The organism is Rhizobium mongolense USDA 1844, from assembly GCF_000419765.1.
In the GTDB taxonomy this organism is placed as follows: domain Bacteria; phylum Pseudomonadota; class Alphaproteobacteria; order Rhizobiales; family Rhizobiaceae; genus Rhizobium; species Rhizobium mongolense.
Genome location: NZ_ATTQ01000004.1, coordinates 49370 through 74191, shown reverse-complemented (window position 1 = coordinate 74191; position 24822 = coordinate 49370). Strand labels below are relative to the sequence as shown.

The window sequence follows — 24822 nt, the reverse complement described above, 5'->3', positions numbered from 1 at the left end:
TAAATCCATCACAGAGAAGCCTCAAAATAAGCACGCGGGAATCACGTTCCTTACGCCCGCTTGGGGTAGTGCTGTTGCCGTCCGATACGGCGCGGCGTGGATGGAAAACGGGACATGCTGCAACATCCGTCGACTAACTATCGCGGCGAGAGCTGGGCCAATACCGCGCCTGGAAGCTTGCCGGAGAGGCTGGTGATCGTCACCGACGCCTGGCATCCGCAGGTGAACGGCGTTGTCCGCTCGATCGAGAATACCAACCGCGAACTCGCGAAACTGGGGGTCGAAGTGTCCATGGTGACGCCCGAGCGCTTCAGTAGCTTCCCCTGCCCGACCTATCCGGAAATTCGCCTTTCGATCGCCAACTACCGTCGGGTCGCCCGTGAGATCGAAAAGCACAAGCCGTCCTATGTGCATATCGCCACCGAGGGCCCGCTTGGGCTGACGGCGCGGCGCTGGTGCCTGAGGAACCGTATGCCGTTTTCCACCAGCTACCACACACGCTTCCCGGAATATGTCTCGGCCCGTCTGCCGATACCGAAGCGCTGGCTCTACGCCTTCGTGAAGTGGTTCCACAATTCCGGCGCGGGCTGCATGGTGGCAACGCCGAGCCTTGCCCGCGAGCTGTCGGAAAAAGGCATCCGCAATCTGATGCCCTGGAGCCGCGGCATCGACGCCACGCAGTTCCGCCCGATGGCACTGGAAGAAAAGCCTTTCGGCCTGCAGCGCCCCATCTACATGACGGTTGGACGGGTGGCGTTGGAAAAAAACCTGCCCGCCTTCCTTGATCTTGCCCTGCCCGGCTCCAAAGTCGTGGTCGGCGACGGCCCTGCCCGCGCCGAGTTGGAAAAGCGCTATCCGGACGTGCTCTTCACCGGCCTGAAATTCGGCGAGGAGCTTGCCAGGATCTATGCACAGGCCGATGTCTTCGTCTTCCCGTCGCTGACCGATACATTCGGCAATACGATCCTGGAAGCGCTCGCCTGCGGCGTTCCCGTCGCCGCTTATCCCGTCACCGGCCCGCTCGACATCATCGGCGAGGATGGCGAGGTCGGCGCACTGGACGAAGACCTGCAGGCGGCCTGCCTCGGCGCATTGTCCGCCTCACGCGAGAAGGCCCGGGATCTTGCCCTGCAATATTCCTGGGAAGCGGCAACGCAGCAGTTCATCAACAATATCCGCGCCGCCAACGGCGTCATTACGCCGAAATGGAAGAAGGCCTGGCAATATGCCAAGACCTTACCCAAAAGCCGAAAGGCCGGCGATGCCGCCGGCCCGGTGAAATCCGGAACCTGATTTTTTATTTGTGCAGGGCGCTGCGCAGCGTGTCGTTGGCAAGGGTGATGGCGCTGCGGACGGCCGGGGTTTCGCTGATGGCGTTCAAGAGCACGAAGTCGTGGATCGTGCCGTTATAGCGGACCGAGGTGACCTTCACGCCGGCCTGCGACAGCTTGCGGCCATAGGCCTCGCCTTCGTCGCGCAGCACGTCGTTCTCATCGGTGATGACGAGTGCTGGCGGCAGGCCGTTCAACTGTTCCAGCGAAGCGTTGAGCGGCGTTGCCGTCGGCTCCTTACGCTTGGCTTCGTCCGGCAGATAAGCGTTCCAGAACCACTTCATCGCTTCCTTCGTGAGCCACGGGCCGTTGGCGAATTGATTGTAAGAGCCGGTCTCAAAGTTGGCGTCGGTGACCGGGTAGAACAGTACCTGCTGATTGATGGCCGGGCCGCCGCGCGCCTTGGCAAGCAGGGTGACGGCCGCTGTCATGTTGCCGCCGACGCTGTCACCGGCAACGGCGAGGCGGCTCGCATCGACCTTGAGCTCCTTGGCATGCTCTACGACATACTTCGTTGCGGCATAGGCCTGCTCGATGGCGATCGGATAGCGCGCCTCGGGCGAACGCTCGTAGTTGACGAAAACGACCGCAGCATTGGCGCCATTGGCAATCTCACGGACGAGGCGGTCATGCGTATCGGCATCGCCCAGCACCCAGCCGCCGCCGTGGAAATACATGACGACCGGCAGCGCAGTCCTGGCATTTTCAGGGCGGACGATCCGGAGCTTGATGCTGCCCGTCGGGCCGGCCTTGATGGTCTTGTTTTCTTCATGCACTGCGGGCTTCTTCACCTCGCCCTTCTGCGCGCCGGCGAGAATATTGCGGGCCTCAGCCGGAGAGAAGGTGTAGATCGGCTTGCTGCCGGCAAGTGCATCGATGAATTTTTGCGTGGCCGGTTCCAGCACGGGATCGGCAGCGGCGCCAAGGGCGGAGGCGGCCAGCATCGTTGCTGCGGAAAGTGCGGTCTTGATGGTCGACATTGTCTTGTCCTCTCAGTTTGCTGTTCGTTGCGAGCCGTTTTTGTATCGCGCACGATTGTTTATCGCGCAATTCAAAATAGTGCATAGCTGCCATGCGATAAAATCTCTTGCTATTATTTATCGCACGATTTCGATTGGTATGTTTCCGGAGAAATGCCATGCAGGAGCAACCAAAACTCGACAATTTCATCTGCTTCGCCATCTATACGGCAAGCCACGCGATGAACCGCGTCTACAAGCCGTTGCTCGACGCGCTCGGCCTCACCTATCCGCAATATCTGGTGATGGTCTCGCTCTGGCAGGAAGACGGCCAGACCGTCGGCGGCCTTGGCGAAAAGCTCTTCCTGGAATCGAGCACGCTTACCCCTTTGCTGAAGCGCCTCGAAGCCGCCGGCTATATCTGCCGCGAGCGCAGTAAGGAAGACGAACGCGTCGTCGTCATCCGCCTGAGCGGCGAAGGCATCGGACTGCAAGAAAAGGCCGCCGCGATTCCTGACTGCATCGCCGGCGCTACCGGCCGGGACGCCGCCGGCCTCTCGCGCCTGCAGGCCGAGATCGTGGCGCTACGCGAGGCGTTGAACAAAAGTGTTGCTGCCTGAGAAGGGCGAATGTTCGCTGTTGAGTGGCAGCCACCGACTTCGCCTTCCGGCTTAAAACCAGACATCGGCGAGCGGGCGCAACACCATGGCTGCGCCAGACGGTGCAATTGCAAATCGTGGCACCGGTATTTGTGCTCGAAACTCCCAGCGCGCAGCCAATGACAGGAGCCAGGCGTTCTCTGAGGTGCGATTTGTGTCGGTCGTGCCGGTCACCCTTTCACTTTTGTACGCCCGGCATGTTTTGCAGAGCAAAAAACGATGACTTTGCCGGTCAGAGGATCTTGATCGCCTGCCCGCCATATCAGGCCTGCCCGAAAACGCTGACGATGACGCAAAAAGCCGCCTCGATGAGCATCGTGATTGGACTTCCGCGCCCGCAGGAGTCAATCTTATTTCAGGGCAAAAGTGTAAGGGGGCGGAGCAGCCATCGTCTGAATCGGAGGCTAAAATGAAACATCAAGCACTTGACCAACTGCGGACCGTCGCAAACGTCAACCCGGATCAGCCGCGCCGGCCGATGTCGCGCAGCGAGCGCCTGCAGCGCTGGGCAGAGATCCTCGAGCAGTTTCCTAACCGGCATCTCTCGACACTGCACCAGACAGAATATCAGCCGGAAGCAGGGCGCGACATCATGCGCGCCGACAATTCGCCGATCTCCGTCGCGTTCAAAGATCCTGTGCTGCGTGCAGCCGGGATGGAAAACGACACCTATGGCGAAGCAAAGCGGTTTTTCGAGTTGACCGACAGGGAGTTGCATAAGGTCATCTGCTACTGCCACTTCGGCGCTACGGTAAACGCTGCAACCGCTGCCCGGCAAATCCGCTCTTTCTACGCTGAAGGAAAGCGCGGCATGTTCCATCGGCTGCGCGCGGCGTTCCTCGACTAGGAGCGCCAAGGTTTCGCAGGGTCATTGCTGGAGCGGCCCGGTCGGCAGCTCCAGCTTTTCCGCGCGCCGTGCGGCGGCGCATTTCCCGAACAGGAGTGAAAGGCGGCTACCGCTTCTTCTTCGATTCGTACGGATTGTCCGGCGAGCGGTAATGGATGCGGATCGGCACGCTCGGCATGTCGAAATCCTCGCGCAAACCGTTGATCAGATAGCGCGTATAGGATTCCGGCAGCGCATCGGAACGCGTGCAGGAAATCATGAAGGCCGGCGGGCGGGCCTTTACCTGCGTCATGTATTTCAGCTTGATGCGGCGGCCGGAAACGGCCGGCGGCGGATGCTGCACCTGCTGCTGCTCCAGCCAGCGGTTGAGCCGCGCCGTCGAAATGCGCTTGTTCCACACCTTGTCGGTATCGATGATCGACTGCATGAGCTTGTCGAGCCCGCGGCCGGTCTGGCCGGAAATCGGAACGGCGCGGATGCCGCGCGCCTGCGGCAGCAGGCGATCGGTCTTTTCGCGCAGGTCGGCGAGAACCGCCTGCGGATCCTCGATCATGTCCCACTTGTTGAAGGCGAGAACGGCCGCACGGCCTTCGCGCAGCACCAGGTCGACGATGTGCAGATCCTGTTTCTCGAAGGGGATCGTCGCGTCGAAGACGACGACAACAAGTTCGGCAAAACGGATCGCGCGCAGCGCATCGGCAACCGAAAGCTTCTCCAGCTTTTCGATCACCCTCGCCTTGCGGCGCATGCCGGCAGTGTCGAACATCTTGATCGTGCGGCCACGCCAATCCCACTCGACGGAGATGGAATCGCGCGTGATACCAGCTTCCGGCCCGGTCAGCAGCCGGTCTTCGCCAAGGAAGCGGTTGATGAGCGTCGACTTGCCGGCATTCGGCCGCCCGACGATTGCAACGCGGAGCGGCTTGGTATCGTCGTAGGCGGGCTCTTCATCCTCTTCGCCCTCCACTTCGGACCGCGGAACGTCCACGTCGGTAACGGCGACGTCTTCCTTCGGCGGATAGGCCCGCTCCTTGCCGAGCGCGGCGACGATCGCGTCGCGCAGGTCGAGCATGCCCTGTCCGTGTTCGGCCGAAATCGGCGTCGGTTCGCCGAGACCGAGCGTATAGGCGTCGTAGAAACCGCTGTCGGAGCCCTTCGCTTCGGCCTTGTTGGCAACAAGCACCACCGGCTTGCCGCGGCGGCGCAGCATTTCGGCCAAGGCGGTATCGACCGGCGTCAGACCGGTCTTGGCATCGACGACGAACAGCGACAGATCGGCCTCGTCGATTGCCGCTTCCGTCTGGGCGCGCATGCGGCCCAGAAGGCTTTCAGCATCAGCCTCTTCGAGACCGGCGGTATCGACGATCGTGAACTTGAGGTCGATCAGCCGCGCATCGCCCGGCCGGCGGTCGCGGGTAACGCCCGGCGTATCGTCGACGAGCGCCAGCTTCTTCCCAACCAGGCGGTTGAAAAGCGTCGACTTGCCGACATTCGGGCGACCGACGATCGCGACCGTAAAGCTCATTAGAGATCCTTAGATTCAGCCCTGCGCGGCGGGCGCCTTGCCGGATGCGGTGATATTATCAAGCATGATCTGGGCGCGGTTTGCAATGTTGCGCGGGCTTGCGGCATCGTCGGCGATCGCCTGATACCACTGGCGGGCCTGCACCATGTTGCCGGCCTTGTAGGCGGCAAGGCCCAGCGCTTCGCGGGCCGAGTGGCGGAAGGCGTTCGCCGGAATGGCCATTTCCTCGACGGCGGCGGAAACCTGCTCGTAAGTGCCGCTTTCGATCAGCAGCCAGCCGGCGCGCATCCTGGCGGCATCGCGGACGGCCTCCGGAACGGACTGGTCCTTGCCGATCGCTTCGAAGGCGGCGATAGCCGCGGCATTGTCGCCCTTCTGCGCTTGGACCGAGGCCGCACGCATGCGGGCGAGAACCGGATAGGCGCCGTGGCCTTCCTTTTCGAGCGTGGCGAGCGCGGCAAGCGCCTCGTCGCTCTTGTTCTCGTCGGCAAGCTTCATCGCCGCCAGGAACTGGTCGCCGGTGCCGGACGAGCGGTTGTCGTCCCAGTAGTCAAAGGCAACTTTGCCAGCCGTACCGACCACGATCAGAACGGCGATGGCGATGACATAGCGGCCGAAACGGCGCCAGGCGCCCTTCATCTGGTCGGAACGAAGTTCCTCGTTGACTTCACGGATGAAGCTGTCGTCGTTGAATGCCATTCTCGTCTCCGGCACGGATAAGCCCATTGCATGCGTTGCCGCATATTTGTGGGGCCTTCTACTCCATTTTGCGGCACTTGTAAGGGGGATCGCAAAGATTCGTCACACGGCAAGCGGCGAAACGCCGATCAGCCATTCGTGCACTCTCCAGACCAGCAGCCCCCAGGCAACAACGCCGATGACGGCCGCATAAAGATCATACTTGGCTGAAACGAAGGGCCGCAGCTTCAACTCGCCCGCCCGCTCGCGCCGCTTCAGGGCGATGCGGAGAATGACGCCCCAGGCGAGGAAGGCCGCAAACAGTAGGACGGACGAGGTCTCGCCATTGGCAAGCAGATGCGAAAGCGCCCAGATCTTCACCGATAGCACCATCGGATGCTTGGTCCGAACCGCGATGTGCCCCGCCGGCAGCAGCGAGGCGGCAAGACAGATGAGCGCAATCAGCATCAGCGTCAGTGCGATATGCGCCATCCACACCGGCGGCATGTACAGCATGCCGGTCACCTGCCGCGCCTGGCCAAAACCGTAGATCAGCAGGATCAGCGAAAGAAGGCTTGCGATCGCATAGGCGATCTTCCAGCCGTTCTCCCCGAGGCTTGCGATCATCGATTGGCGGAAACCGGGTGCAACCACCCGAACCAGATGGATACCGAGGAAAAGTATGATGCCGACGATAAGCAAGGCCATGGCGCGCGTCTCCTATCCGTTTTTCGAGGCTTAGCCGCAGCCGCAGGAAAATGCCAGCGGCACCGCAGCTTTGCCGCAATTCTGTAACAGGAAAGCCGCAAACAATTGTCGCGGTGCCCATGTTTCGTTTCATTTTCCCTGCCTGCCTCGCCTTTTCCTTCGTCACCTCCCTTCCCGCCCAGGCAGCCAACCAGCCGCCGAAGCAGCTGGTGATCGTGTCCTTCGATGGCGCCCATGACAACGCGTTGTGGCAGAAGAGCCGCGAGATGGCAGCAAGGAATGGCGCACACTTTACCTATTTTCTCTCCTGCACGTTCCTGATGAATCAGGCTGCGAAGAAAGCCTACCAAGCCCCTCATCAGAAACGCGGAAAGTCTAATGTCGGCTTTGCCCAAAGCGACGACGAAATCCGCGAGCGGCTCGGCAACATCTGGCATGCGCATCTCGAAGGCCACGATATTTCGAGCCACGCCTGCGGCCATTTTGACGGCCGTAAATGGAGCGAGGCCGATTGGTCCGCCGAATACGCGACCTTCAAGGCGACGTTGAAGAACGCCTGGAAAAGCGTCGACCTCAAAGAGCCGCAAGGCTGGCAGGATCTGGTCGAGCACGGCATCAAGGGTTTTCGTGCACCCTATCTTTCCGCGACGGCGGGCGGCGACATGATCGCTGCGCAGAAGAAGGCCGGCTTTTCCTATGACGCCAGCCTCGTCACCAAGGGTCCGGCCACGCCCGTCGTCGAAGACGGCATCATCCGCTTCGGCCTGCCGCTGATCCCCGAGGGTCCGAAGGAAAAGCCGGTTATCGGCATGGACTACAACCTCTTCATCCGCCACTCCAAGGGCGAAGAAGACAAGACCGACAGCAAGGTCTTCGAAGAGCGCGCCTACGCGGCCTTTAAAGAAGCATTCGACAAGCAATATGCCGGAGACCGCATTCCCCTCCAGCTCGGGTTCCACTTCGTGGAAATGAACGGCGGCGCTTATTGGCGCGCGCTCGACCGCCTGGTGAGCGACGTCTGCCGAAGAACGGATGTTGCCTGCGTCAGCTACGCGGAAGCGATCCCGATGATCGAGGCGCGCGGGAAATTGCAGGAACAGGAAACTTCGGGGCTTTAAGCGTGCCCCTGCGCGCCCTTTGAAACTCCTGCCGGGGCGCCCCCTCGTCCGCCCTTCGGGCACCGTCTCCCCGCTGGGGAGAAGGGCAAAGCGGCGCGCCACCCTTAATTGCTCTCCCAGCATTGATCACCGACACCGCCACCCTCTATCTTTGGAGTGACGGGTCACCACGAGTGCCGGCTGCGGATGAGCGGTTTGCCGCAAACGGGACGTTCCAGCTTAGCGCGACCCATGTCTTAGCCGTCCGGTTGGACGACGCCATCACGCTCGAGATAGCGCTGATCGATCTCCGGCAACGGCTCGTCGTCGATCGCCGCCTCGAAGGCCCTGAGACGCTTGTGGATCGACAGAAGCTCGATGATCGTCGTCCAGGAATTGACGAGATACTGGAAGGAGTTGCTGACCTGGCCGAAGGCCGTCAGGATCTGCTGATAGATACCATAGGTGATCTTCCCCGCCACGATCGTCGGCACCAGCATGAAGGTCACGAACAGCGCGTCGGCCTGCAGATAGAAGTACCGGGCAACGTTGAAATAGAGATAGTGGAAGTACATCCGGAAATAGTTGCGGCGGACGTTCGCAAATAGCTCGTTGACCGTCGGCGGCTGGGCCCGGTCGGCATAATCTTCGCCGTAAACCAGTTCTTTGCGGTAAGCAGCTTCCACGCGCTGGTTGCGGAAGTTCAATCCCGGCAGCTTGATACCGGCGACGGCGAGAAGCACAGTTCCGAACGCGGACCAGAAGAGCGCCAGCCAGAACAGCGTATGCCCAATTTCACCGACGATCGGCAGTTCGGAGACGTAACTTGAAAGCGCAAAAAGAATCGGCAGGAATACGATGAGCGTCATCACCGAATTGATCAGGTTGATGCCAAGGCCCTCAAGAATGCTCGAAAAACGCATCGTATCTTCCTGAACACGCTGCGCAGCACCCTCGATATGGCGAAGCTTCTCCCACTTGGACATGTAGAAATCATTCATGGCCGTTCGCCAGCGAAACACATAATGGCTGGTGAAGAAGTCAGTAATGATTGAAACGAACATGCTGAGAAACGCGATCTGCGCAAAGATCAGCATAAGGCTATAGAAGTCCCAGACGGTGACAGGGGCCGTTTTCGCCAGCGCATTCTGCAACGTATCACCAAACGGACGGCGCCAGTTGTTGATGGCAACGGAAATCTGAACCCCGAAATATGTCGCCATGATAATGAGCGCAGAACCCCATACGGACCAGATCCTCCAAGGATGGTCTTTCGCTCGCAGGTGCCAAAACCCGCAGAAGAGACCGACGCATATCAGGAAGAAAGCATAAAAAAACAGATTGTCGGGCAAGAGGAAAAAGTCGAGTCCGATTGGGGGCTCCTGCCCCTCGGGAAGCGGCCCGAAACCAAGAGAAAGACCCGTCGATTCTCCGACGCCATACCAGACGGCGATACAGATAAGTGCCCAGATGGCTACTGACGGGAAGAAGAGTTTCGGCTGCGGGAAGAAGGAATGGAACACGAGCAGTCGCTTTCCTGAACTGGAATCTTGGGAGTATCAGCTAACTGATTGTGCCGGAAACTATGGCAGTTCGAAGAAGGCAGCAATGGGTTCGGCCCATTGTTACGCATTTGTAACGGCTTATCCCAATCTCTTGATGACGGGAAGTACAAGGGCGGCGCACAGGATGAGGGCTGCAGCAGCGATAAAGGTCGGCATGGTGAAGCTGCCGGTCTGCTCGGCAATCCAGCCGGCAACGATGGGGCCGATGATCTGGCCGAGACCAAAGGCGGCGGTCATTGTCGCGAAGATGCGGCGCGCGCTTTCCGGAGCCAGCTTGCGGCCGATCTGCAGCCCGTAGGCGGTGATGGCGAGGAAGGTGGCGCCGAAGAGAGCGCCGCCGATCAGCGGCGCCATTGAATGCGGCAAAAGCACCGTCGCGAGAACCCCGACCGCTTCCATCAGCAGGGCGGCGACATAGACCCAGCCGAGGCCAAGCCGATATACCAGCGGCCGCCATGCAAAAAGCGCAACGGCTGCCGTGAGCCCAGCGATGAACCAGCAGAGGAATTCAACCGTCTGCCCCGCCGCGTCCATGCGCGCGATTGTGACGAGGAAGGTGGCGGTGATCACGTAGCCGAAACCGAAGATGCCATAGGAAAGCGTGATCAGAGCCACAGGGGGCTTCCAGACGATCGGCGGCTCCTTGCCGGCATTGCCTGAGCGTACCGGCGCCAATGGCAGCAAAAGCCAGACGGCGGCGAGGCCGATTGCCGAAAAGATCGCACCGCCGATCCAGTCGGCTCGCCAGCCGGAGGCGCCGGCAAAGATGAAACCGATCAGCATCACCATGACCGAAGAGAGCGCAATGCCGGCACCCGGGCCGCCAAAATGCGCCGCCTGAACGTGGTCGTTGTCCGCCGCAGCGCCATGGCTCAAGACGATCGACGAGGTGAAGATCATCGCAAATGCGCTTGCCAATCCGGCCAGAAAACGGATCACAGCGAAGACCGGAACGGAAGTCGTGGCGGCCATGGCGGCAAGCAGCAGCGCGTTCGCCAGAAGCGCCGAGAGCGCGACCTTGCGTTCACGGCCGGCGGCCCAGCTGTAAGTGGCAAGCACTGCGCCCGCTAGATAGCCTGCGAAATTGGCCGAAGCGATGAAGCCTGCATCGGCCGCCGAAAGCGGCACGCCGCTTATCATGCCGGGCAGGATCGGCGTATAGGAAAACCGCCCGAAACCCATGGCCGCCGACATCGCGATCATGCCGGCAAGCGCCGTCCGGAAGAGGTTCACTGGTTGGGTATCGCTGCGTACCAACATGCTTTGCTTTATCGCGCTGCACAATGGCGGGGACAAACGAGAAAAACTGATCGATCGATGAATTTCACAAATCTTCGACGCCCCTTGAAATGACATATCTTACGATATATGTTTTACGATATAGTGAACGATACATCGAGTAGCAAAGGAAGCGGACCATGAGAGGTTTCAGAGGTAGCGGCATGTTCGGCGAAGCGATGCGGATGGGAATGGGCCGCAAGTTTTCGGCTGGCGATCTTCAACTGGTGCTGCTGGCGCTGCTCGACGAGCGGCCGCGTCACGGCTACGAGCTGATCAAGACCCTGGAGGAGCGCTCGGGCGGCTTCTACGTTCCAAGCCCGGGCGTCATCTATCCGGCGCTGACCTATCTCGAAGAGACGGAACTGGCGGAAGTCCAGAGCGAAGGCACCAAGAAGCTCTACAAGATCACCGGACGCGGCAGGCATAAGGTCGAGGAGAATCGCGCCATGATCCAGCACACGCTGAACAAGCTCGAGCGCATCGGCGAGAAGATGGCTTTCGTTAACCGCATGTTCGATCCGGACCACCACGGCCGCCACCGCGACGCCGAAGACGAGGAGGATTTGATTCGCGACAATGGCGACATTCGCGCCGCTCGCACGCTGCTGCGCGCCGCACTCAGGATGCGTTACCCCTGGTCGAAAGTCGAAGCCGCCCGCATCGCCGGCGTCCTGGAACGCGCCGCCACGGAAATTCTGCAAGGTGGCAAGCCGGAGACGAAGGGGTAAGGCAGGCTTCCTCTTCCACGGGCGAGAAGATACGAAATCCTGTGCTTGGCCGCCGGCCAAGGCTTAGATTTCGTTGGCGAGGGTGGTGACACTACCTCGCGAGAAATCGCCGCTAAATCCCGCCATCGGGCAGCGTCAAGATCAGCGGCCCGTTCCGGGTCGCCACCACCGTGTGCTCGAACTGCACGGTTGGGGCCTGCGGGTCGGCGTAGAGCGTCCAGGCGTCGTCGCCGCCTTCGGCCCATGTCGCGCCGAGCGACAGGAAAGGCTCGACGGTAAAAACGAGGCCTTCGGTCATCATCCGCTTCTCGGAAGGATCGGGCCAGGTGGAAAGCTCGGCCGGTTCCTCGTGCAACGAGCGGCCGACACCGTGGCTCGCGAGGTTGGCGACCAGTGTATAGCGGTTCTTTGTCGCAAAGGCGCCGACGGCCTTGCCGATCTTCGCCAGCGGCTCGCCGGCCTTCACCTGGTTGAGGCCGACCCACAGCGCCCGCTTGCCGTCGCGGCAGAGCTTCTCGATCTTCGGCTTGACCGGCGGCACGGTGAAGGAGGCGCCGGTATCGGCAAAGAAACCGTCCTTTTCGGCCGAGACGTCGATATTGATGAGATCGCCCGGGCGGACCATGCGCGATCCCGGAATGCCATGGGCGATTTCCTCGTTGACGCTGATGCAGGTCGCACCCGGAAACTGATAGCAGAATTCCGGCGCCGAACGCGCGCCCGCATCTTCCAGCACCTTGCGGCCGATCTGGTCGAGCTCCAGCGTCGTCATGCCGGGCTCGACTGCTGCCGCCATCACCTGAATGGCATTGGCGCAGATGCGGCCGATCTCCTTGAGCTTTACCAGTTCGTCGTCGTTTTCGATTACCATCGCTTTTCCCGGCCTGCCGCAAGGCGCAGGCCATTGCGGTTCAGGCCGTGGATTTCGCCCCTTCGCCCGTGTCAGTCAATGCCTTTCTGACAAGCGGGGCCACTTTCGTGCCGTAGAGCTCGATGCCCCGCATGACCTGATCATGCGGCATGAGGCCGATCGCCATCTGCAGCAGGAAGCGGTCGTTCCTAAAGATCTCGTGATGTGCGACGATCTTTTCGGCCACGACCTGCGGGTCTCCGACGAAGAGCGCGCCGGAAGGGCCGCGCGACATATCGAAATGCGCCCGGCTCGTCGGTCCCCAGCCCCGCTCGCGGCCGATGCGGTTCATGACCTCCGCCTGCGGACCGTAGAATTGATCGGCGGCCGCATCCGTCGTGTCGGCGATGAAACCATGGACGTTGATGCTGGTCTTCAGCTTCGCCTGGTCCTGCCCTGCCCGGCGCGCTGCCTCGCGGTAGAGATCGAAGAGCGGCGCAAATCGGCGCGGCTCGCCGCCGATGATCGCAAGCGCCACCGGCAAGCCGAGCGCACCGGCGCGCGCCACCGATTGCGGCGTGCCGCCGACAGCGATCCAGAGCGGCAACGGGTCCTGCAGCGGGCGCGGATAGACACCGCGGCCGTTGACCGGCGCCCGCAGCTCGCCCTGCCATTTGACGGTCTCGTTTTCGCGGAGCGTCATCAGCAGATCGAGCTTCTCTTCAAAAAGCTGGTCGTAGTCTTCGAGGTTGTAGCCGAAGAGCGGAAAGGATTCGATGAACGAGCCGCGCCCTGCCATGATCTCGGCACGACCGTTGGAAATCAGATCAAGCGTCGCAAACTGCTGGAACACGCGAACCGGATCGTCCGAGGAAAGGACGGTCACGGCGCTGGTCAGCCGGATATTCTTCGTCTTGACCGCAGCCGCGGCAAGCGCAACGGCGGGCGCGGAGACGGCATAGTCGGGCCGGTGATGTTCGCCGAGCCCGAAAACGTCGAGCCCGACCTGATCGGCAAGCTCGATCTCCTCGATCAGATGCTTGAGCCGCTCGGCTCCCTCCGCACCCTTGTTGCGTTCAGGGTTCGGATTGACGTCGGCAAAGGTATAAAGGCCCAATTCCATAATCGGCATCCCGTTGAATGTGCCCATGGAGATAAGAAGACAAGCAGCGGAGGGCAACCGGAAATTCTGGAACGGACCGTTCGATGAAGTTGATGGGTCATTGCCCTGTTCTTGAATGGAAAGCTGCAAGTCCGCGGGCAGGGCTGCAGAGTTTCTCGGCTTGCCGACGCAAGCCGGCTCATTTCCTGTGCTCATCACAGGAACAGCCGCAGCAGGTCTGCGGGTGAAAAACTCGTATTTCTCCTGTAAAATAAAACACTTCGCAGCTTCAACGGAATCACTTTCCGAACAGCTTCATAATGATAATGGCCGGTCAGGAGAGCGGCGTTCAGCACCGATCTCCTGCTCCACTGCCAAAAGTCAAATGCGAGCCAGAAGCTCTGCGAGCTGATCGGCAGCCTTGCCCCAGCCTTCGTGGAAGCCCATCTTTTCGTGCTCTTCCTTGTCTTCGGCCCGCCAATGCAGTGCCTTGGCGGTGTACTTGGTCCGGCCGTTACCGAGGTCTTCGAGAAGCACCACGGCAGTCATGAAGGGTTTTTCGGATGGAACCCAGGCGCTGGTATAAGCGTCCGTCAGGACGATCTTCTCGTTTTCGACGACTTCCAGATACACGCCGTGGTTTGGAAATTCCTGGCCTTCCGGGCTGCGCATGACGACAAGGCTCGAACCGCCCGGGCGGACGTCGCTTTCGACCTTCGACACGGTCCAGGGGCGCGGGACGAACCATTCCTTCATATGTTCCGGATCGGTCCAGGCCTTGAATATCTTTTCCCGCGGGGCATCGAATTCGCGCACGAGAACGAGTTCATGTTTTGCAGCAGCAATCATTTCAGCATTCCTCCTGTTGAGCGAAACCTGTTTTCCATCAGGTTGTTACAAAGACGTGTCGCCATTTGCCGTTCCGACATCGCCCACGATTTTTTCTTGAAATTTATCTCGCAACCGGGTGTGCCGGCTCGCTCTGCAGCTTATCGATCTGCCGGCGGATGTGAGCCGCTTCGGCAGCGGAATTTGCAAGCGCGATCGCACGGTCGAAGGCTTCGCGCGCCTCCCTCGCCCGGCCCATCTGCTTCAGCAGACCGCCGCGCAGGCCATGATAGTAGAAGTAGCCGTCGAGCTTTTCACCGAGCGTTTCGACGAGCTGAAAAGCCTCCTGCGGTCCCTTGAGCTTCGAAATCGCAACCGCCCGGTTGAGCGTGACGACCGGGGACGGCTGCAGGCGCTCGAGCACGCTGTAGAGCAGATCGATCTCTTCCCAGTCCGTGTCTTCGGCTCGCTTCGCCCGGGAATGGATGGCCGCAATCGCCGCCTGCAACTGGTAGGGTCCGGGCCGGCGGTGGCGGATCGCCTTGTCGAGCAGATTCAGCGCTTCGTTGATCAAAGCATCACTCCAGCGCGAGCGGTCCTGATCTTCGAGCAGCACCAGTTCGCCATTTGCGTCGAAGCGCGCGTCGCGCCGCGAGATCTGTAGCAGCATCAGCGCCAAGAGCCCCATGATCTCCGGCTCGCCCGGAAAGATGCGAAGCAGGAGACGGCCGAGCCGGATCGCCTCGTCGCTGAAGGCGGCGGCCTCGCGTTTCGGATCGCCCTGCGAATAGCCCTCGTTGAAGACCAGGTAGATCATCGTCGAGACGATCGACAGACGCTCCGCCCGGTCCTCGGGACCCGGCGTCTCGAACGGCACGCCGGCTTTCGCGACGCGTGCCTTGGCGCGGGTAATCCGCTGCTCCATGGCACTTTCGCCGACGAGAAAGGCGCGCGCGATCTGCTGCACGGAGAGCCCGGAAACGATGCGCAATGCCAGCGCGATCTGCTGGGTGGCCGGCAGGTCGGGATGACAGCAGATGAAGAGCAGCCGCAGGATATCGTCGCGATAGTTGGATTCGTCCAGCCGGTCGGCGATATCGCTTTCGGCATCCTCCTTGTCGGAAATCAGGTCTTCGTCCGGCAACACCTGGGTTTTTGCCTGCTTGCGCAGGGCATCGATACCGCTGTTGCGGCCGACGAAGATCAGCCAGGCGGTCGGATCGCGCGGCGGGCCTTTGTCCGGCCAAGTGCGGATCGCTCGCAGACACGCCTCCTGAAACGCTTCTTCCGCAATGTCGAGATTGCGGAAGTAACGAAGCAGCGCGCCCAGCGCCTTCGGCCGGGCAGCAGTCAGCGCAACGTCGATCCAGGCGATATCCGTCATGTCGAGGCTTCTCCGGGCCGGAAAACGTAAAACGGCCGAATTTCATAGGACGTCGAGCCTGGATTGACCGCCGACAGCTCCTTCGAAAAAGCGATCGCCTCGTCCAGGGTCTCAAAATCGACGACGTAAAAACCGAGAAGCGCTTCCTTGGTTTCCGCGAAAGGACCGTCGAGCACGAGCGGTTCTTCCTTGCCCTTGCGCACGGTGGTCGCCGCTGTCGTCGGCATCAGCCGTCCGGTCGGACCGAGCCTTCCGGCCTGAGCGACAGGGGCCTGCACGGCATGGAGCTTCGCCATGACGGCGTCTTCCTCCTCCTTGGACCAGGAGAACACCGTCTCTTCATTGGCATAGCAAAGGATTGCGTAAAGCATCTCTCACTCCTCTTCCTCAATGACGAAGAAGTAACCCGGCATCCGACAGGGCGCAGCAAAAAATTATCGTTGAGAGGATCGGCCAGCCGTGCTGGTGAAAAAACCTGCGAGAGCCGGCAGTAACGTTACCGCACCGGCTATGTTCAAGACGTGATCAACCGCTTCGCCATCTGATCCAGCGCCCGCTTGAACAGGGCCTTGTCATCGAGCGCACGCGACAGCACAAGAGCCCCCTGTATTCCGAGCACGGCGTTTTCCGCCGCCGCCGTCGCCTCGCTGGCCGGGCGGCCGCTGCGGACAAGGGCACCGGCGAGCGCATCGATCCACCGCCGGAAATAGCCGTTGATGGTGGCCGCAAATCGTTCACGGGTTTCATCGAGCGCGAAGGCGCCGACCAGGCAGATACGGCCGCCGGAGCGGAAATAGGCGTCGGCGTTCTTCCACATTGCCGCGATCGCTTCGGCAGGATCGTCGCGGCGCAGCGGCTCGTAAACGAATTGTTCGAACCAGGTGTCGACTTCGGCGAGCACGGCTGCTGCCATCTCTTCCTTTCCGCCGGGAAAGAAATGATAAAGGCTGCCCTTGCCGATGCCAGTCCGCTCGGTGATCCGGCTGAGCGTCGCCCCTTCGAAGCCCAGCTCGCGGAAGATTTCCGCAAGCAGCGGCACGACATCGGCGCGTTCGTAGAGCGTTCTCAGAGCTGACACCTTCCTTCAGAGACCAAGGTCGGAGAGGTCGGGATGATCATCCGGTCGCCGGCCGAGCGGCCAGTGGAATTTGCGGTCCGATTCCTTGATCGGCAGATCGTTGATGCAGGCGAAACGCCGCTGCATCAAGCCCGCTGCATCGAATTCCCAGTTCTCGTTGCCGTAGGAGCGAAACCAGTTGCCGCTGTCGTCATGCCACTCATAGGCGAAGCGCACGGCAATGCGGCTCCCGCCGAAGGTCCAGAGCTCCTTGATCAGGCGATAATCCAGCTCCTTTGCCCATTTGCGCGTCAGGAACGCAACGATCTCCGCGCGGCCGTTTATGAATTCCGCCCGGTTCCGCCAGCTGCTGTCCGGCGTATAGACGAGCGATACCCTTTCCGGATTGCGGCTGTTCCAGCCGTCTTCTGCCATGCGGACTTTCTGCGTTGCGGTTTCAAATGTGAAAGGCGGGACGAGTGCACTCATGATCAACTCCTGTACTGACTAGAATGCATTGTACCTGTCAGTACAGAATGATCAAGCGGACCTGGTGCGGCATTCCACCTTCATGAAGAGATTGGCGATACGCCCACGTTTTTGACGCATTTCGTCTATTTGCTTCCCGCTGCAGTGCACGGTCGAGAGAGGGAACCATGCGGCAGGAAAAGACCCGCATCGATTGGCTCGACATCGCCAAGGGAATGTCGATCATCCTCGTGGTCATCTACCACACGCTTCTCTACCACGACTTCCACGAGATTGCGCCGGACCTTTATGCCCGCATCAGCGGCATCATGACGCCAATTCGGATGCCGCTGTTTTTCACCGTCTCCGGCTTTCTTGCGGCATCGGCCGTACAGGCGCCCTGGAGCGACTTCCTGCGCCGGAAGATCTGGCTGCTCATCTATCTCTTCGCCGTCTGGAGCAGCGCGCGCTGGCTGTTCTTCCGCTATATCCAGACCAATTCCCTGGTACCGACCGAAGGCAGCGATCCCTACCAGCTGATCGAGATGTGGTGGGCGCCCAATACAGGCATCTGGTTCATATGGGCACTGGCGATCTTCATGGTCGCCACGAAGCTTCTTTCTTCCGCCCATCATGCGACGACCATCGCGATCGCCGCCATGGTCTCGGTCCTGACGTTCGGCGGGCATCTGCAGATCGATCTCTTTACCCATCGCAATGTGCTGCAGTATTTCGTCTTTTTCCTCTTCGGTTGCTGGTACGGAAAATCTGTAGTCGGCACGATTACTCGGCGCCCGCTTCTGATGGCATTCGGCGGTTTTTTGCTGTTTGCGGCACTCTATCTGTTGCGCTGGCGGCTGCAGGCCATCGAGAAAGGCAGTTGGGCGCTGCTCTCTTCCATCGCCGGTCTGGCATGGCTTTGCGGAACCGCCGTACTGATGTCGCGGCTGCAGCCAGTTCGGCACGCTTTCGCCTATTTCGGGCGCAACACGCTTCCGGTCTATGTGACGCACGTCATGATTGTTTCGCTGCTGGTGGCGGCGATCGCAACGCTGGTGAAGGCGCACGCGGCAAATGGCTATGTGACCGCGCCTCTTGTCGTGATCGTCGCGATCGGCCTGTCGCTCGCCATCAAGGCAGTTGCCGATCGCAGCGGCGCCGGCTGGCTCTACGTTCCCCCCGCAAGGCGCAAGCGGCAAGCGCTTGCCGCTTGAAGCGGTCGAGGCGATAGCCTGGGCCAAAACAAACGCTAAAGTTCGCTCAGCGTCCGCTTCACAGCATTGCGCCATCCCTTGACCTTCGCAGCCCGCGTCTTTTCATCCATGTCCGGCTCGAAGCGCCGGTCGCGTTTCCACGTGGCGGAGAAAGTCTTGCGGTCGGGCCATACACCTGCCCTGCTCCCGGCAAGCCAGGCAGCACCGAGGGCAGTGGTTTCGAGGATAACCGGGCGATCGACGGGAGCTTCGAGCAAGTCTGCCAGCCGCTGCATCGTCCAGTCGGAGGCGACCATGCCGCCGTCGACGCGCAGCACCGTGTCATCCTTGCCGTTCTTCCAGTCCTTTTGCATGGCATCGAGCAGGTCGCGCGTCTGGTAGCAGACGGCTTCGAGCGCAGCGCGGGCGAATTCGGCTGGACCGCTGTTGCGGGTGAGGCCGAAGATCGCGCCGCGCGCCTCCGGGTCCCAATGCGGCGCGCCAAGGCCGGTGAAGGCAGGGACGAGATAGACCTCCTGTGTCGGGTCGGCCCGTTCCGCAAGCTCGCCGGTCTTCGAAGCGCGATCGATGATCCCAAGTCCGTCGCGCAGCCACTGCACGGCCGCGCCCGCAATGAAGATCGAGCCTTCGAGCGCATAGGTCGTTTCGCCGTTTAGGCGGTAAGCGATCGTGGTGAGCAGCCGGTTCTTGGAGCGCACCATGTCGGCGCCGGTGTTCAAGAGCGCGAAGCAGCCTGTGCCGTAGGTGGATTTCATCATGCCAGGCTCGAAACAGGCCTGGCCGATGGTCGCAGCCTGCTGATCGCCGGCTACGCCGAGAATCGGGATCGCGGCCCCGAAGATAGAGGCATCGGCGACGCCGAAATCATCCGCGCAGTCCTTCACCTGCGGCAGCATGGCGGCCGGCACGCGCAGGATTTCGAGCAGGTCTTCGTCCCATTTGTTCTCGGCGATATTGTACATCAGCGTGCGCGAGGCATTCGTGGCGTCGGTGACGAAGCTCTTGCCGCCGGTCAACCGCCAGATCAGGAAGGTGTCGATGGTGCCAAAACAAAGCTCGCCCCTGGCGGCGCGTGCCCGTGCTCCCTTCACATTGGCCAGCAACCAGGAAAGCTTGGTGCCAGAGAAATAGGGATCGAGGATCAGCCCGGTCTTCTTCGTGAATGTCTTTTCGAGGCCCTGGCGCTTGAGATTGTCGCAGTAGCTCGCCGTGCGGCGGTCCTGCCAGACGATGGCGTTCTGGATCGGCTTGCCGGTCTCACGTTCCCAGACGACAACAGTCTCGCGCTGGTTGGTGATGCCGAGTGCCGCGATGTCCTTGGCTTCGATCTTCGCCTCGCGCAGCGCCATGTGGACGGTGGAGACCACCGAATCCCAGATCTCCTCCGGATCGTGTTCGACCCAGCCGGAACGCGGATAGATCTGCGTGAACTCCTTTTGGCCCGCGCCGGCGATCCTCAGCTCGCTATCGAAAATGATCGCCCGCGTCGATGTCGTGCCCTGATCGATCGCCAAAACATATCCGCTCACGCCTGTCCCTCCCATGCGTATTGCTTTGTTGCAGAAATCAATAAGGCACCAAAGCGAACCTGAAAAGAAAATAAAACGAAAAAGAAGCAGCGCCCATCCCGCCCTCGGCTGCTCTCCTTCCAGCCTGCAAATCGTCTCTTCCGCGCGATTGCCAGAAGCGCCGCTTTGGGCATAACCTTCGCGATATTGCGTCGCGAAAACAAGCCATAGGGAGAACATCATGAAGAGAACTGTTGTCGTCACCGGATCCACCAGCGGCATTGGGCTTGCGATCGCCACTGCCTTTGCCGGAAAGGGCGACAATGTCGTCATCAACGGCTTCGGAAAGGCAGACGAAATCAAGGCGATAGTGGAGCGGCTTGAATCGCTTTCCGAGGGAAGTGCCCTCTACCACCCGGCCGACATGACGAAACCCGCGGAGATCGCAGACCTGATCGCCACGGCGGCAAAAACCTTCGGCACCGTCGACGTGCTGGTCAACAATGCCGGCATCCAGCATGTCGAGAAGATCGAGGATTTCCCGATCGAGAAATGGGACCAGATCATCGCCATCAACCTGTCGAGCTCGTTTCATACGATGCGCGCCGCCATCCCGCAGATGAAGGCGAAGAAGTATGGCCGCATCATCAATATCGCCTCAGCGCACGGCCTCGTCGCCTCGCCTTTCAAATCCGCCTATGTGGCCGCAAAACATGGTATATTAGGCCTGACGAAGACCGCGGCGCTCGAGCTTGCCGAATTCGGCGTGACGGTGAACGCCATCTGCCCCGGCTATGTGCTGACGCCGCTCGTCGAAAAGCAGATACCGGATACCGCCAAGGCCCGCGGGATGACGGAGGAACAGGTGAAGAGCGAGGTCATCCTCAAGGCCCAGCCGACGCGCGAATTCGTCAAGGCCGAGGAGATCGGCGCCATGGCGCTCTACCTCGCCAGCGACGACGCCCGGCAGGTGACCGGCACCCACATCTCGATTGACGGGGGCTGGACCGCGGCATAACCATTTCAAAAACAAGAACAAGGAACAACATGAAAGACAGCATCCGCTTCATCCTCAACGGCGAGGACATCACCCTGAGCGATGTCCACCCCTCAGAGATGCTTCTCGATTTTCTGCGGTTGAGGCGCCGGCTGACCGGCACGAAGGAAGGATGCGCCGAGGGTGATTGCGGCGCCTGCACGGTGCTGGTCGGCCGCTTGCTCGACGGCAAGCTCTTCTATGAGACGGTCAATGCCTGTATTCGCTTGTTAGGATCGCTGAACGGGACGCATGTCGTCACCGTCGAGCATCTGGCCGCCAGGAACGGCACGCTGCATCCGGTACAGCAGGCGATGGTGGACTACCACGGTTCGCAATGCGGCTTCTGCACGCCGGGCTTCGTGATGTCGCTCTATGGCCTCTGGCTTTCCAACGAGAAGCCCGGACGGGCCGAGATCGAAAAGGCGCTTCAGGGCAATCTCTGTCGCTGCACCGGTTACGAGCCGATCGTCAAGGCGGCCGAAGCCGTCAGCCGTGCGCGGCCGAGCACGCTCTTTGATCCGCTCGAAAAGACGCGCTCCGAAATCGTCTCCAGGCTCTGGGCGATGCAGACGCGCGAAACGATCACCATTGTTTCCGGCGAGGACCGACTGATCGTTCCCGGCTCGGTCGAGGCGTTGGCGCGCGTGCTGGCCGATGAACCGCAGGCAACCGTCATCGCCGGTTCCACCGATGTCGGGCTCTGGGTGACGAAACAGATGCGCGCCTTGAGCCCCGCCATCTTCATCAATCACCTGAACGAACTGCAGGCGATCAAGACCACGGATGGCGGCGTGACGATCGGCGCGGGCGTCACCTATACCAAGGCTTTCGAAATCCTCGCGCCGAAAGTACCGACGCTCGGCGATCTCATCAACCGCATCGGCGGCGAGCAGGTGCGCAACATGGGTACGATCGGCGGCAATATCGCCAACGGCTCGCCGATCGGTGACAGCCCGCCGCCTTTGATCGCGCTCGGCGCCACGCTGAAGCTGCGCTCGGCAACGGGCACGCGCATGTTGCGGCTCGAGGATTATTTCGTCGAATACGGCAAGCAGGACCGCAAGCCTGGCGAATTCGTCGAGAGCGTCTTCATGCCCTACCCGGCCGAAGGCAGCCAGTTCGCGGTCTACAAGATCACCAAACGCCGCGACGAGGACATCACTGCCGTGCTCGGTGCCTTCTATCTAACACTCGATGAGGCAGGCGACGTCAACGATATCCGCATCGCCTTCGGCGGCATGGCCGGAACGCCGAAGCGCGCCCGCACCGTCGAATCCGATCTCATCGGCAAGCCGTGGAACGAGGAAACCGTCGACAGGGCACGCGACGCCTTCGACGCTGATTTCCAGCCGCTGACCGATTGGCGCGCCACCGCCGAATATCGGCAACTGACGGCAAAGAACCTGCTGAGGCGCTTCTACCTGGAATCGGTGGGAACGCCGGTGGAATTGAAGCGGTTCGAGGGGGTGGCGTGATGACGATCATCAACATGGCCGCAAGCAGCCGCCCTCATCCGGCTGCCGCCACCTTCTCCCCGCGGGGTCCGTCATGCCCGGGCTTGAGCCGAGGATCCACGCCTGAGCGGCTCGAGCGGACACCAAACGCCAGTGCAGGCAACTCGGAGGAGCCAACTGATGGATAAATCCACCTTCGACACCGCCAAGGTCATCATCAGCGGTCCCATGCACAGCGCGCTGAAACATGATTCAGCGCATAAGCATGTCACCGGAACTGCCGATTATATCGACGATATTCCCGAACCCGCAGGCCTGCTGCACGGCGCGCTCGGAATGTCCGACCGCGCCCATGCCGAGATCCTCAGCATGGACCTTTCCGAAGTCCGCAGGCACCCCGGCGTCGTTTGGGTCTTCACCGGCAAGGACGTGCCGGGCGTCAACGATGTCAGTTCCAACGGCAGCCATGACGAGCCGCTGCTTGCCGAAACCGGGGTCGAGTTCCACGGCCAGCCGGTCTTTGCGGTGATCGCCGAGACCCGCGATGCAGCACGGAAGGCCGCACAGAAGGCGAAGATCGAGTATCGCGATCTGCCGCACTGGAGCGATATCGACGGCGCGCTCGAAAACGGCAGCCCGCTCGTCATCGCGCCGATGACGTTGCAGCGCGGCGACGCCAAGGCCGAGATGGACAATGCCCCGCACCGGCTGAAAGGCCAAATGCGGATCGGCGGGCAGGAGCATTTTTACCTCGAAGGCCAGGTCGCCATGGCGATCCCCGGCGAGGACGACGAGGTGACAGTCTGGTCCTCCACGCAGCACCCGAGCGAAATCCAGCATATCGTCGGCCATGTGCTGAACATTCCGTCGAATGCCGTTACGGTGAATGTGCGCCGCATGGGCGGCGGCTTCGGCGGCAAGGAAACGCAGGGCAACCAGTTTGCAGCGCTTGCCGCCATCGCCGCCAAAAAGCTGAAACGTGCCGTTAAATTCCGCCCCGACCGCGACGAGGACATGAGCGCCACCGGCAAACGCCACGACTTCCTGGTGGATTACGAGCTCGCCTTCGACAATGAAGGCCGCATCCACGCCGTCGACGCAACCTACGCGGCGCGCTGCGGCTTCTCGTCGGACCTGTCCGGTCCGGTGACGGACCGCGCGCTCTTCCATGCCGATTCCAGCTATTTCTATCCGCATGTGCATCTGACCTCGGTGCCGCTGAAGACGCATACCGTCTCGAATACTGCCTTCCGCGGTTTCGGGGGGCCGCAGGGCATGCTGGGAGCCGAGCGCTTCATCGAAGAGATCGCTTATGCGATTGGCAAGGACCCGCTCGAAATCCGCAAACTGAACTTCTACGGTCAGCCGGGTTCCGGCCGCACGACGACGCCCTACCACCAGGAAGTTGAAGACAACATCATCCTGCGCATCGTCGAGGAATTGGAGGAGAGCGCCAATTACCAGGCCCGCCGCAATGCCATCATCGGCTTCAACCGCGACAGCCGCTACATCCGCAAGGGCATTGCGCTGACGCCGGTGAAATTCGGCATCTCCTTCACGATGACCGCCTTCAACCAGGCGGGCGCGCTGGTGCATATCTATCAGGACGGTTCGATCCACCTGAACCATGGCGGCACGGAGATGGGCCAGGGCCTTTATACCAAGGTGGCGCAGGTGCTGTCAGACAGCTTCCAGGTCGATATCGACCGCGTGAAGATCACCGCGACGACCACCGGCAAGGTTCCGAACACGTCTGCGACCGCCGCCTCCTCCGGTTCCGACCTGAACGGCATGGCCGCCTCTGACGCTGCGCGGCAGATCAAAGAGCGGCTCGTTGCCTTCGCCGCAGACAAATGGAGCGTCGATCCGGCTGAAATCGTCTTCCTGCCGAACCGGGTGCGCGTCGGCGAGAAGGAAATCTTCTTCCCCGATTTCATCAAGCAGGCCTATTTCGCCCGCGTGCAGCTCTCTGCAGCGGGTTTCTACAAGACGCCGAAAATCCACTGGGATCGGGCAGCAGGGCGCGGCACGCCGTTCTATTATTTCGCCTACGGCGCCGCCTGCAGCGAAGTCTCGATCGACACACTGACCGGCGAATACCTGATCGACCGCACCGACATCCTGCACGACGTCGGCCGCTCGCTGAACCCGGCGATCGACATCGGCCAGGTGGAAGGCGGCTTCGTGCAGGGCATGGGCTGGCTGACGACGGAAGAACTCTGGTGGGACGACAAGGGCCGGCTGCGCACGCATGCCCCCTCGACCTACAAGATCCCGCTTGCCTCCGACCGGCCGAAGATCTTCAACGTCCGTCTCGCCGAATGGTCGGAGAATGCCGAGCCCACCATCGGCCGCTCGAAGGCCGTCGGCGAGCCGCCGCTCATGCTGGCGATCTCCGTTTTCGAAGCACTCTCGATGGCGGTGGCCAGCGTCGCCGACTACAAGATCTGCCCCCGGCTCGACGCTCCCGCAACGCCCGAGCGGGTGCTGATGGCGGTGGAGCGGATGAAGCGGGTGTGAGAGTGGCTGGCTTACTGATG

At 61.1% G+C, this 24822-nt stretch carries 23 protein-coding genes; 9 read left to right on the top strand and 14 right to left on the bottom strand.

From position 1 onward, the window contains the following. Window positions 1-114 precede the first annotated feature (114 nt). Window positions 115-1293 carry a glycosyltransferase family 4 protein gene (locus A3C3_RS0108295; protein WP_022714139.1) on the top strand — a complete coding sequence of 393 codons (1179 nt, stop codon included), beginning with the start codon at window positions 115-117 and terminating at the stop codon, window positions 1291-1293. A gap of 4 nt (window positions 1294-1297) precedes the next feature. On the opposite strand, the gene A3C3_RS0108290 is transcribed toward A3C3_RS0108295, so the two are convergent. After that, entirely contained in the window at window positions 1298-2311 is a 1014-nt protein-coding gene (locus A3C3_RS0108290; protein WP_022714138.1) for an alpha/beta hydrolase, read from the bottom strand. Window positions 2312-2469: 158 nt separating this feature from the next. On the opposite strand from A3C3_RS0108290, the gene A3C3_RS0108285 reads away from it, so the two are divergent. Further along, the gene (locus A3C3_RS0108285; protein ID WP_022714137.1) at window positions 2470-2910 is read left to right on the top strand and encodes a MarR family winged helix-turn-helix transcriptional regulator; all 441 of its coding nucleotides are present in this window, start codon (window positions 2470-2472) and stop codon (window positions 2908-2910) included. 448 nt (window positions 2911-3358) lie between these two features. Then, on the top strand, window positions 3359-3796 hold the full coding sequence (locus tag A3C3_RS0108280) for a hypothetical protein (protein ID WP_022714136.1): 438 nt from the start codon (window positions 3359-3361) through the stop codon (window positions 3794-3796). A gap of 106 nt (window positions 3797-3902) precedes the next feature. Here A3C3_RS0108280 and der read toward each other — a convergent pair whose 3' ends face one another. The 3 genes from der to A3C3_RS0108265 form a co-directional block, all read right to left on the bottom strand. Further along, the gene (der, locus tag A3C3_RS0108275) at window positions 3903-5321 is read right to left on the bottom strand and encodes a ribosome biogenesis GTPase Der (RefSeq protein ID WP_022714135.1); all 1419 of its coding nucleotides are present in this window, start codon (window positions 5319-5321) and stop codon (window positions 3903-3905) included. 15 nt (window positions 5322-5336) lie between these two features. Then, window positions 5337-6020 (bottom strand): tetratricopeptide repeat protein, encoded by a 684-nt coding sequence (locus A3C3_RS0108270; protein ID WP_022714134.1) that lies wholly within the window; start codon window positions 6018-6020, stop codon window positions 5337-5339. A gap of 102 nt (window positions 6021-6122) precedes the next feature. Continuing rightward, window positions 6123-6707, bottom strand: a complete 585-nt coding sequence (locus A3C3_RS0108265) for an NnrU family protein (protein ID WP_022714133.1) — start codon at window positions 6705-6707, stop codon at window positions 6123-6125. A 119-nt stretch (window positions 6708-6826) separates the two neighbouring features. On the opposite strand from A3C3_RS0108265, the gene A3C3_RS0108260 reads away from it, so the two are divergent. Continuing rightward, entirely contained in the window at window positions 6827-7825 is a 999-nt protein-coding gene (locus A3C3_RS0108260; RefSeq protein ID WP_022714132.1) for a polysaccharide deacetylase family protein, read from the top strand. A 236-nt stretch (window positions 7826-8061) separates the two neighbouring features. On the opposite strand, the gene sbmA is transcribed toward A3C3_RS0108260, so the two are convergent. Both sbmA and A3C3_RS0108250 read right to left on the bottom strand, forming a co-directional pair. Continuing rightward, a complete protein-coding gene (sbmA, locus tag A3C3_RS0108255) occupies window positions 8062-9327 on the bottom strand; it encodes a peptide antibiotic transporter SbmA (protein ID WP_022714131.1) in 1266 nt (421 codons plus the stop codon). A gap of 120 nt (window positions 9328-9447) precedes the next feature. Beyond that, on the bottom strand, window positions 9448-10629 hold the full coding sequence (locus A3C3_RS0108250) for a YbfB/YjiJ family MFS transporter (protein WP_028739493.1): 1182 nt from the start codon (window positions 10627-10629) through the stop codon (window positions 9448-9450). 158 nt (window positions 10630-10787) lie between these two features. Between A3C3_RS0108250 and A3C3_RS0108245 the strand changes: the two genes are divergently transcribed. Then, window positions 10788-11378 carry a PadR family transcriptional regulator gene (locus A3C3_RS0108245; protein WP_022714129.1) on the top strand — a complete coding sequence of 197 codons (591 nt, stop codon included), beginning with the start codon at window positions 10788-10790 and terminating at the stop codon, window positions 11376-11378. Between the two features lie 112 nt (window positions 11379-11490). On the opposite strand, the gene map is transcribed toward A3C3_RS0108245, so the two are convergent. The 7 genes from map to A3C3_RS0108210 form a co-directional block, all read right to left on the bottom strand. Then, window positions 11491-12249 carry a type I methionyl aminopeptidase gene (gene map / locus A3C3_RS0108240; RefSeq protein ID WP_022714128.1) on the bottom strand — a complete coding sequence of 253 codons (759 nt, stop codon included), beginning with the start codon at window positions 12247-12249 and terminating at the stop codon, window positions 11491-11493. Window positions 12250-12289: 40 nt separating this feature from the next. Then, on the bottom strand, window positions 12290-13351 hold the full coding sequence (locus tag A3C3_RS0108235; protein ID WP_028739492.1) for an LLM class flavin-dependent oxidoreductase: 1062 nt from the start codon (window positions 13349-13351) through the stop codon (window positions 12290-12292). Between the two features lie 360 nt (window positions 13352-13711). Continuing rightward, window positions 13712-14179: an SRPBCC family protein gene (locus tag A3C3_RS0108230; protein WP_022714126.1), complete on the bottom strand. Its 468-nt coding sequence runs from the start codon at window positions 14177-14179 to the stop codon at window positions 13712-13714. Between the two features lie 103 nt (window positions 14180-14282). Then, entirely contained in the window at window positions 14283-15542 is a 1260-nt protein-coding gene (locus tag A3C3_RS0108225) for an RNA polymerase sigma factor (protein WP_022714125.1), read from the bottom strand. After that, the gene (locus A3C3_RS0108220) at window positions 15539-15913 is read right to left on the bottom strand and encodes a YciI family protein (protein ID WP_022714124.1); all 375 of its coding nucleotides are present in this window, start codon (window positions 15911-15913) and stop codon (window positions 15539-15541) included. The genes A3C3_RS0108225 and A3C3_RS0108220 overlap by 4 nt, the downstream gene beginning before the upstream one ends. Window positions 15914-16056: 143 nt before the next feature. Next, window positions 16057-16611: a TetR/AcrR family transcriptional regulator gene (locus A3C3_RS0108215; protein ID WP_028739491.1), complete on the bottom strand. Its 555-nt coding sequence runs from the start codon at window positions 16609-16611 to the stop codon at window positions 16057-16059. 15 nt (window positions 16612-16626) lie between these two features. Continuing rightward, a complete protein-coding gene (locus A3C3_RS0108210) occupies window positions 16627-17088 on the bottom strand; it encodes a nuclear transport factor 2 family protein (protein ID WP_022714122.1) in 462 nt (153 codons plus the stop codon). A 167-nt stretch (window positions 17089-17255) separates the two neighbouring features. On the opposite strand from A3C3_RS0108210, the gene A3C3_RS0108205 reads away from it, so the two are divergent. Beyond that, entirely contained in the window at window positions 17256-18281 is a 1026-nt protein-coding gene (locus A3C3_RS0108205) for an acyltransferase family protein (RefSeq protein ID WP_022714121.1), read from the top strand. Window positions 18282-18316: 35 nt separating this feature from the next. Here the strand turns inward: A3C3_RS0108205 and glpK are convergent, their stop codons facing one another. Continuing rightward, window positions 18317-19810, bottom strand: a complete 1494-nt coding sequence (gene glpK / locus A3C3_RS0108200) for a glycerol kinase GlpK (protein ID WP_028739490.1) — start codon at window positions 19808-19810, stop codon at window positions 18317-18319. A gap of 220 nt (window positions 19811-20030) precedes the next feature. On the opposite strand from glpK, the gene A3C3_RS0108195 reads away from it, so the two are divergent. The 3 genes from A3C3_RS0108195 (at window position 20031) to xdhB (ending at window position 24802) form a co-directional block, all read left to right on the top strand. Beyond that, window positions 20031-20807 (top strand): 3-hydroxybutyrate dehydrogenase, encoded by a 777-nt coding sequence (locus tag A3C3_RS0108195; protein ID WP_022714119.1) that lies wholly within the window; start codon window positions 20031-20033, stop codon window positions 20805-20807. Window positions 20808-20836: 29 nt separating this feature from the next. Next, window positions 20837-22303: a xanthine dehydrogenase small subunit gene (xdhA, locus tag A3C3_RS0108190; protein WP_022714118.1), complete on the top strand. Its 1467-nt coding sequence runs from the start codon at window positions 20837-20839 to the stop codon at window positions 22301-22303. A 159-nt stretch (window positions 22304-22462) separates the two neighbouring features. Then, window positions 22463-24802, top strand: coding sequence for a xanthine dehydrogenase molybdopterin binding subunit (gene xdhB / locus A3C3_RS0108185; RefSeq protein WP_022714117.1), 2340 nt, complete (start codon window positions 22463-22465; stop codon window positions 24800-24802). Window positions 24803-24822 lie beyond the last annotated feature (20 nt).

Coding starts and splice junctions, on each gene's coding strand:
- xdhB (WP_022714117.1), top strand. CDS start 22,463: ATGGATAAATCCACCTTCGACACCGCCAAGGTCATCATCAGCGGTCCC.
- map (WP_022714128.1), bottom strand. CDS start 12,249: ATGGTAATCGAAAACGACGACGAACTGGTAAAGCTCAAGGAGATCGGC.
- A3C3_RS0108250 (WP_028739493.1), bottom strand. CDS start 10,629: ATGTTGGTACGCAGCGATACCCAACCAGTGAACCTCTTCCGGACGGCG.
- A3C3_RS0108285 (WP_022714137.1), top strand. CDS start 2,470: ATGCAGGAGCAACCAAAACTCGACAATTTCATCTGCTTCGCCATCTAT.
- A3C3_RS0108290 (WP_022714138.1), bottom strand. CDS start 2,311: ATGTCGACCATCAAGACCGCACTTTCCGCAGCAACGATGCTGGCCGCC.
- A3C3_RS0108265 (WP_022714133.1), bottom strand. CDS start 6,707: ATGGCCTTGCTTATCGTCGGCATCATACTTTTCCTCGGTATCCATCTG.
- A3C3_RS0108280 (WP_022714136.1), top strand. CDS start 3,359: ATGAAACATCAAGCACTTGACCAACTGCGGACCGTCGCAAACGTCAAC.
- A3C3_RS0108260 (WP_022714132.1), top strand. CDS start 6,827: ATGTTTCGTTTCATTTTCCCTGCCTGCCTCGCCTTTTCCTTCGTCACC.
- der (WP_022714135.1), bottom strand. CDS start 5,321: ATGAGCTTTACGGTCGCGATCGTCGGTCGCCCGAATGTCGGCAAGTCG.
- A3C3_RS0108270 (WP_022714134.1), bottom strand. CDS start 6,020: ATGGCATTCAACGACGACAGCTTCATCCGTGAAGTCAACGAGGAACTT.
- A3C3_RS0108295 (WP_022714139.1), top strand. CDS start 115: ATGCTGCAACATCCGTCGACTAACTATCGCGGCGAGAGCTGGGCCAAT.
- A3C3_RS0108235 (WP_028739492.1), bottom strand. CDS start 13,351: ATGGAATTGGGCCTTTATACCTTTGCCGACGTCAATCCGAACCCTGAA.
- A3C3_RS0108210 (WP_022714122.1), bottom strand. CDS start 17,088: ATGAGTGCACTCGTCCCGCCTTTCACATTTGAAACCGCAACGCAGAAA.
- A3C3_RS0108245 (WP_022714129.1), top strand. CDS start 10,788: ATGAGAGGTTTCAGAGGTAGCGGCATGTTCGGCGAAGCGATGCGGATG.
- A3C3_RS0108195 (WP_022714119.1), top strand. CDS start 20,031: ATGAAGAGAACTGTTGTCGTCACCGGATCCACCAGCGGCATTGGGCTT.
- A3C3_RS0108205 (WP_022714121.1), top strand. CDS start 17,256: ATGCGGCAGGAAAAGACCCGCATCGATTGGCTCGACATCGCCAAGGGA.
- A3C3_RS0108225 (WP_022714125.1), bottom strand. CDS start 15,542: ATGACGGATATCGCCTGGATCGACGTTGCGCTGACTGCTGCCCGGCCG.
- A3C3_RS0108220 (WP_022714124.1), bottom strand. CDS start 15,913: ATGCTTTACGCAATCCTTTGCTATGCCAATGAAGAGACGGTGTTCTCC.
- xdhA (WP_022714118.1), top strand. CDS start 20,837: ATGAAAGACAGCATCCGCTTCATCCTCAACGGCGAGGACATCACCCTG.
- A3C3_RS0108230 (WP_022714126.1), bottom strand. CDS start 14,179: ATGATTGCTGCTGCAAAACATGAACTCGTTCTCGTGCGCGAATTCGAT.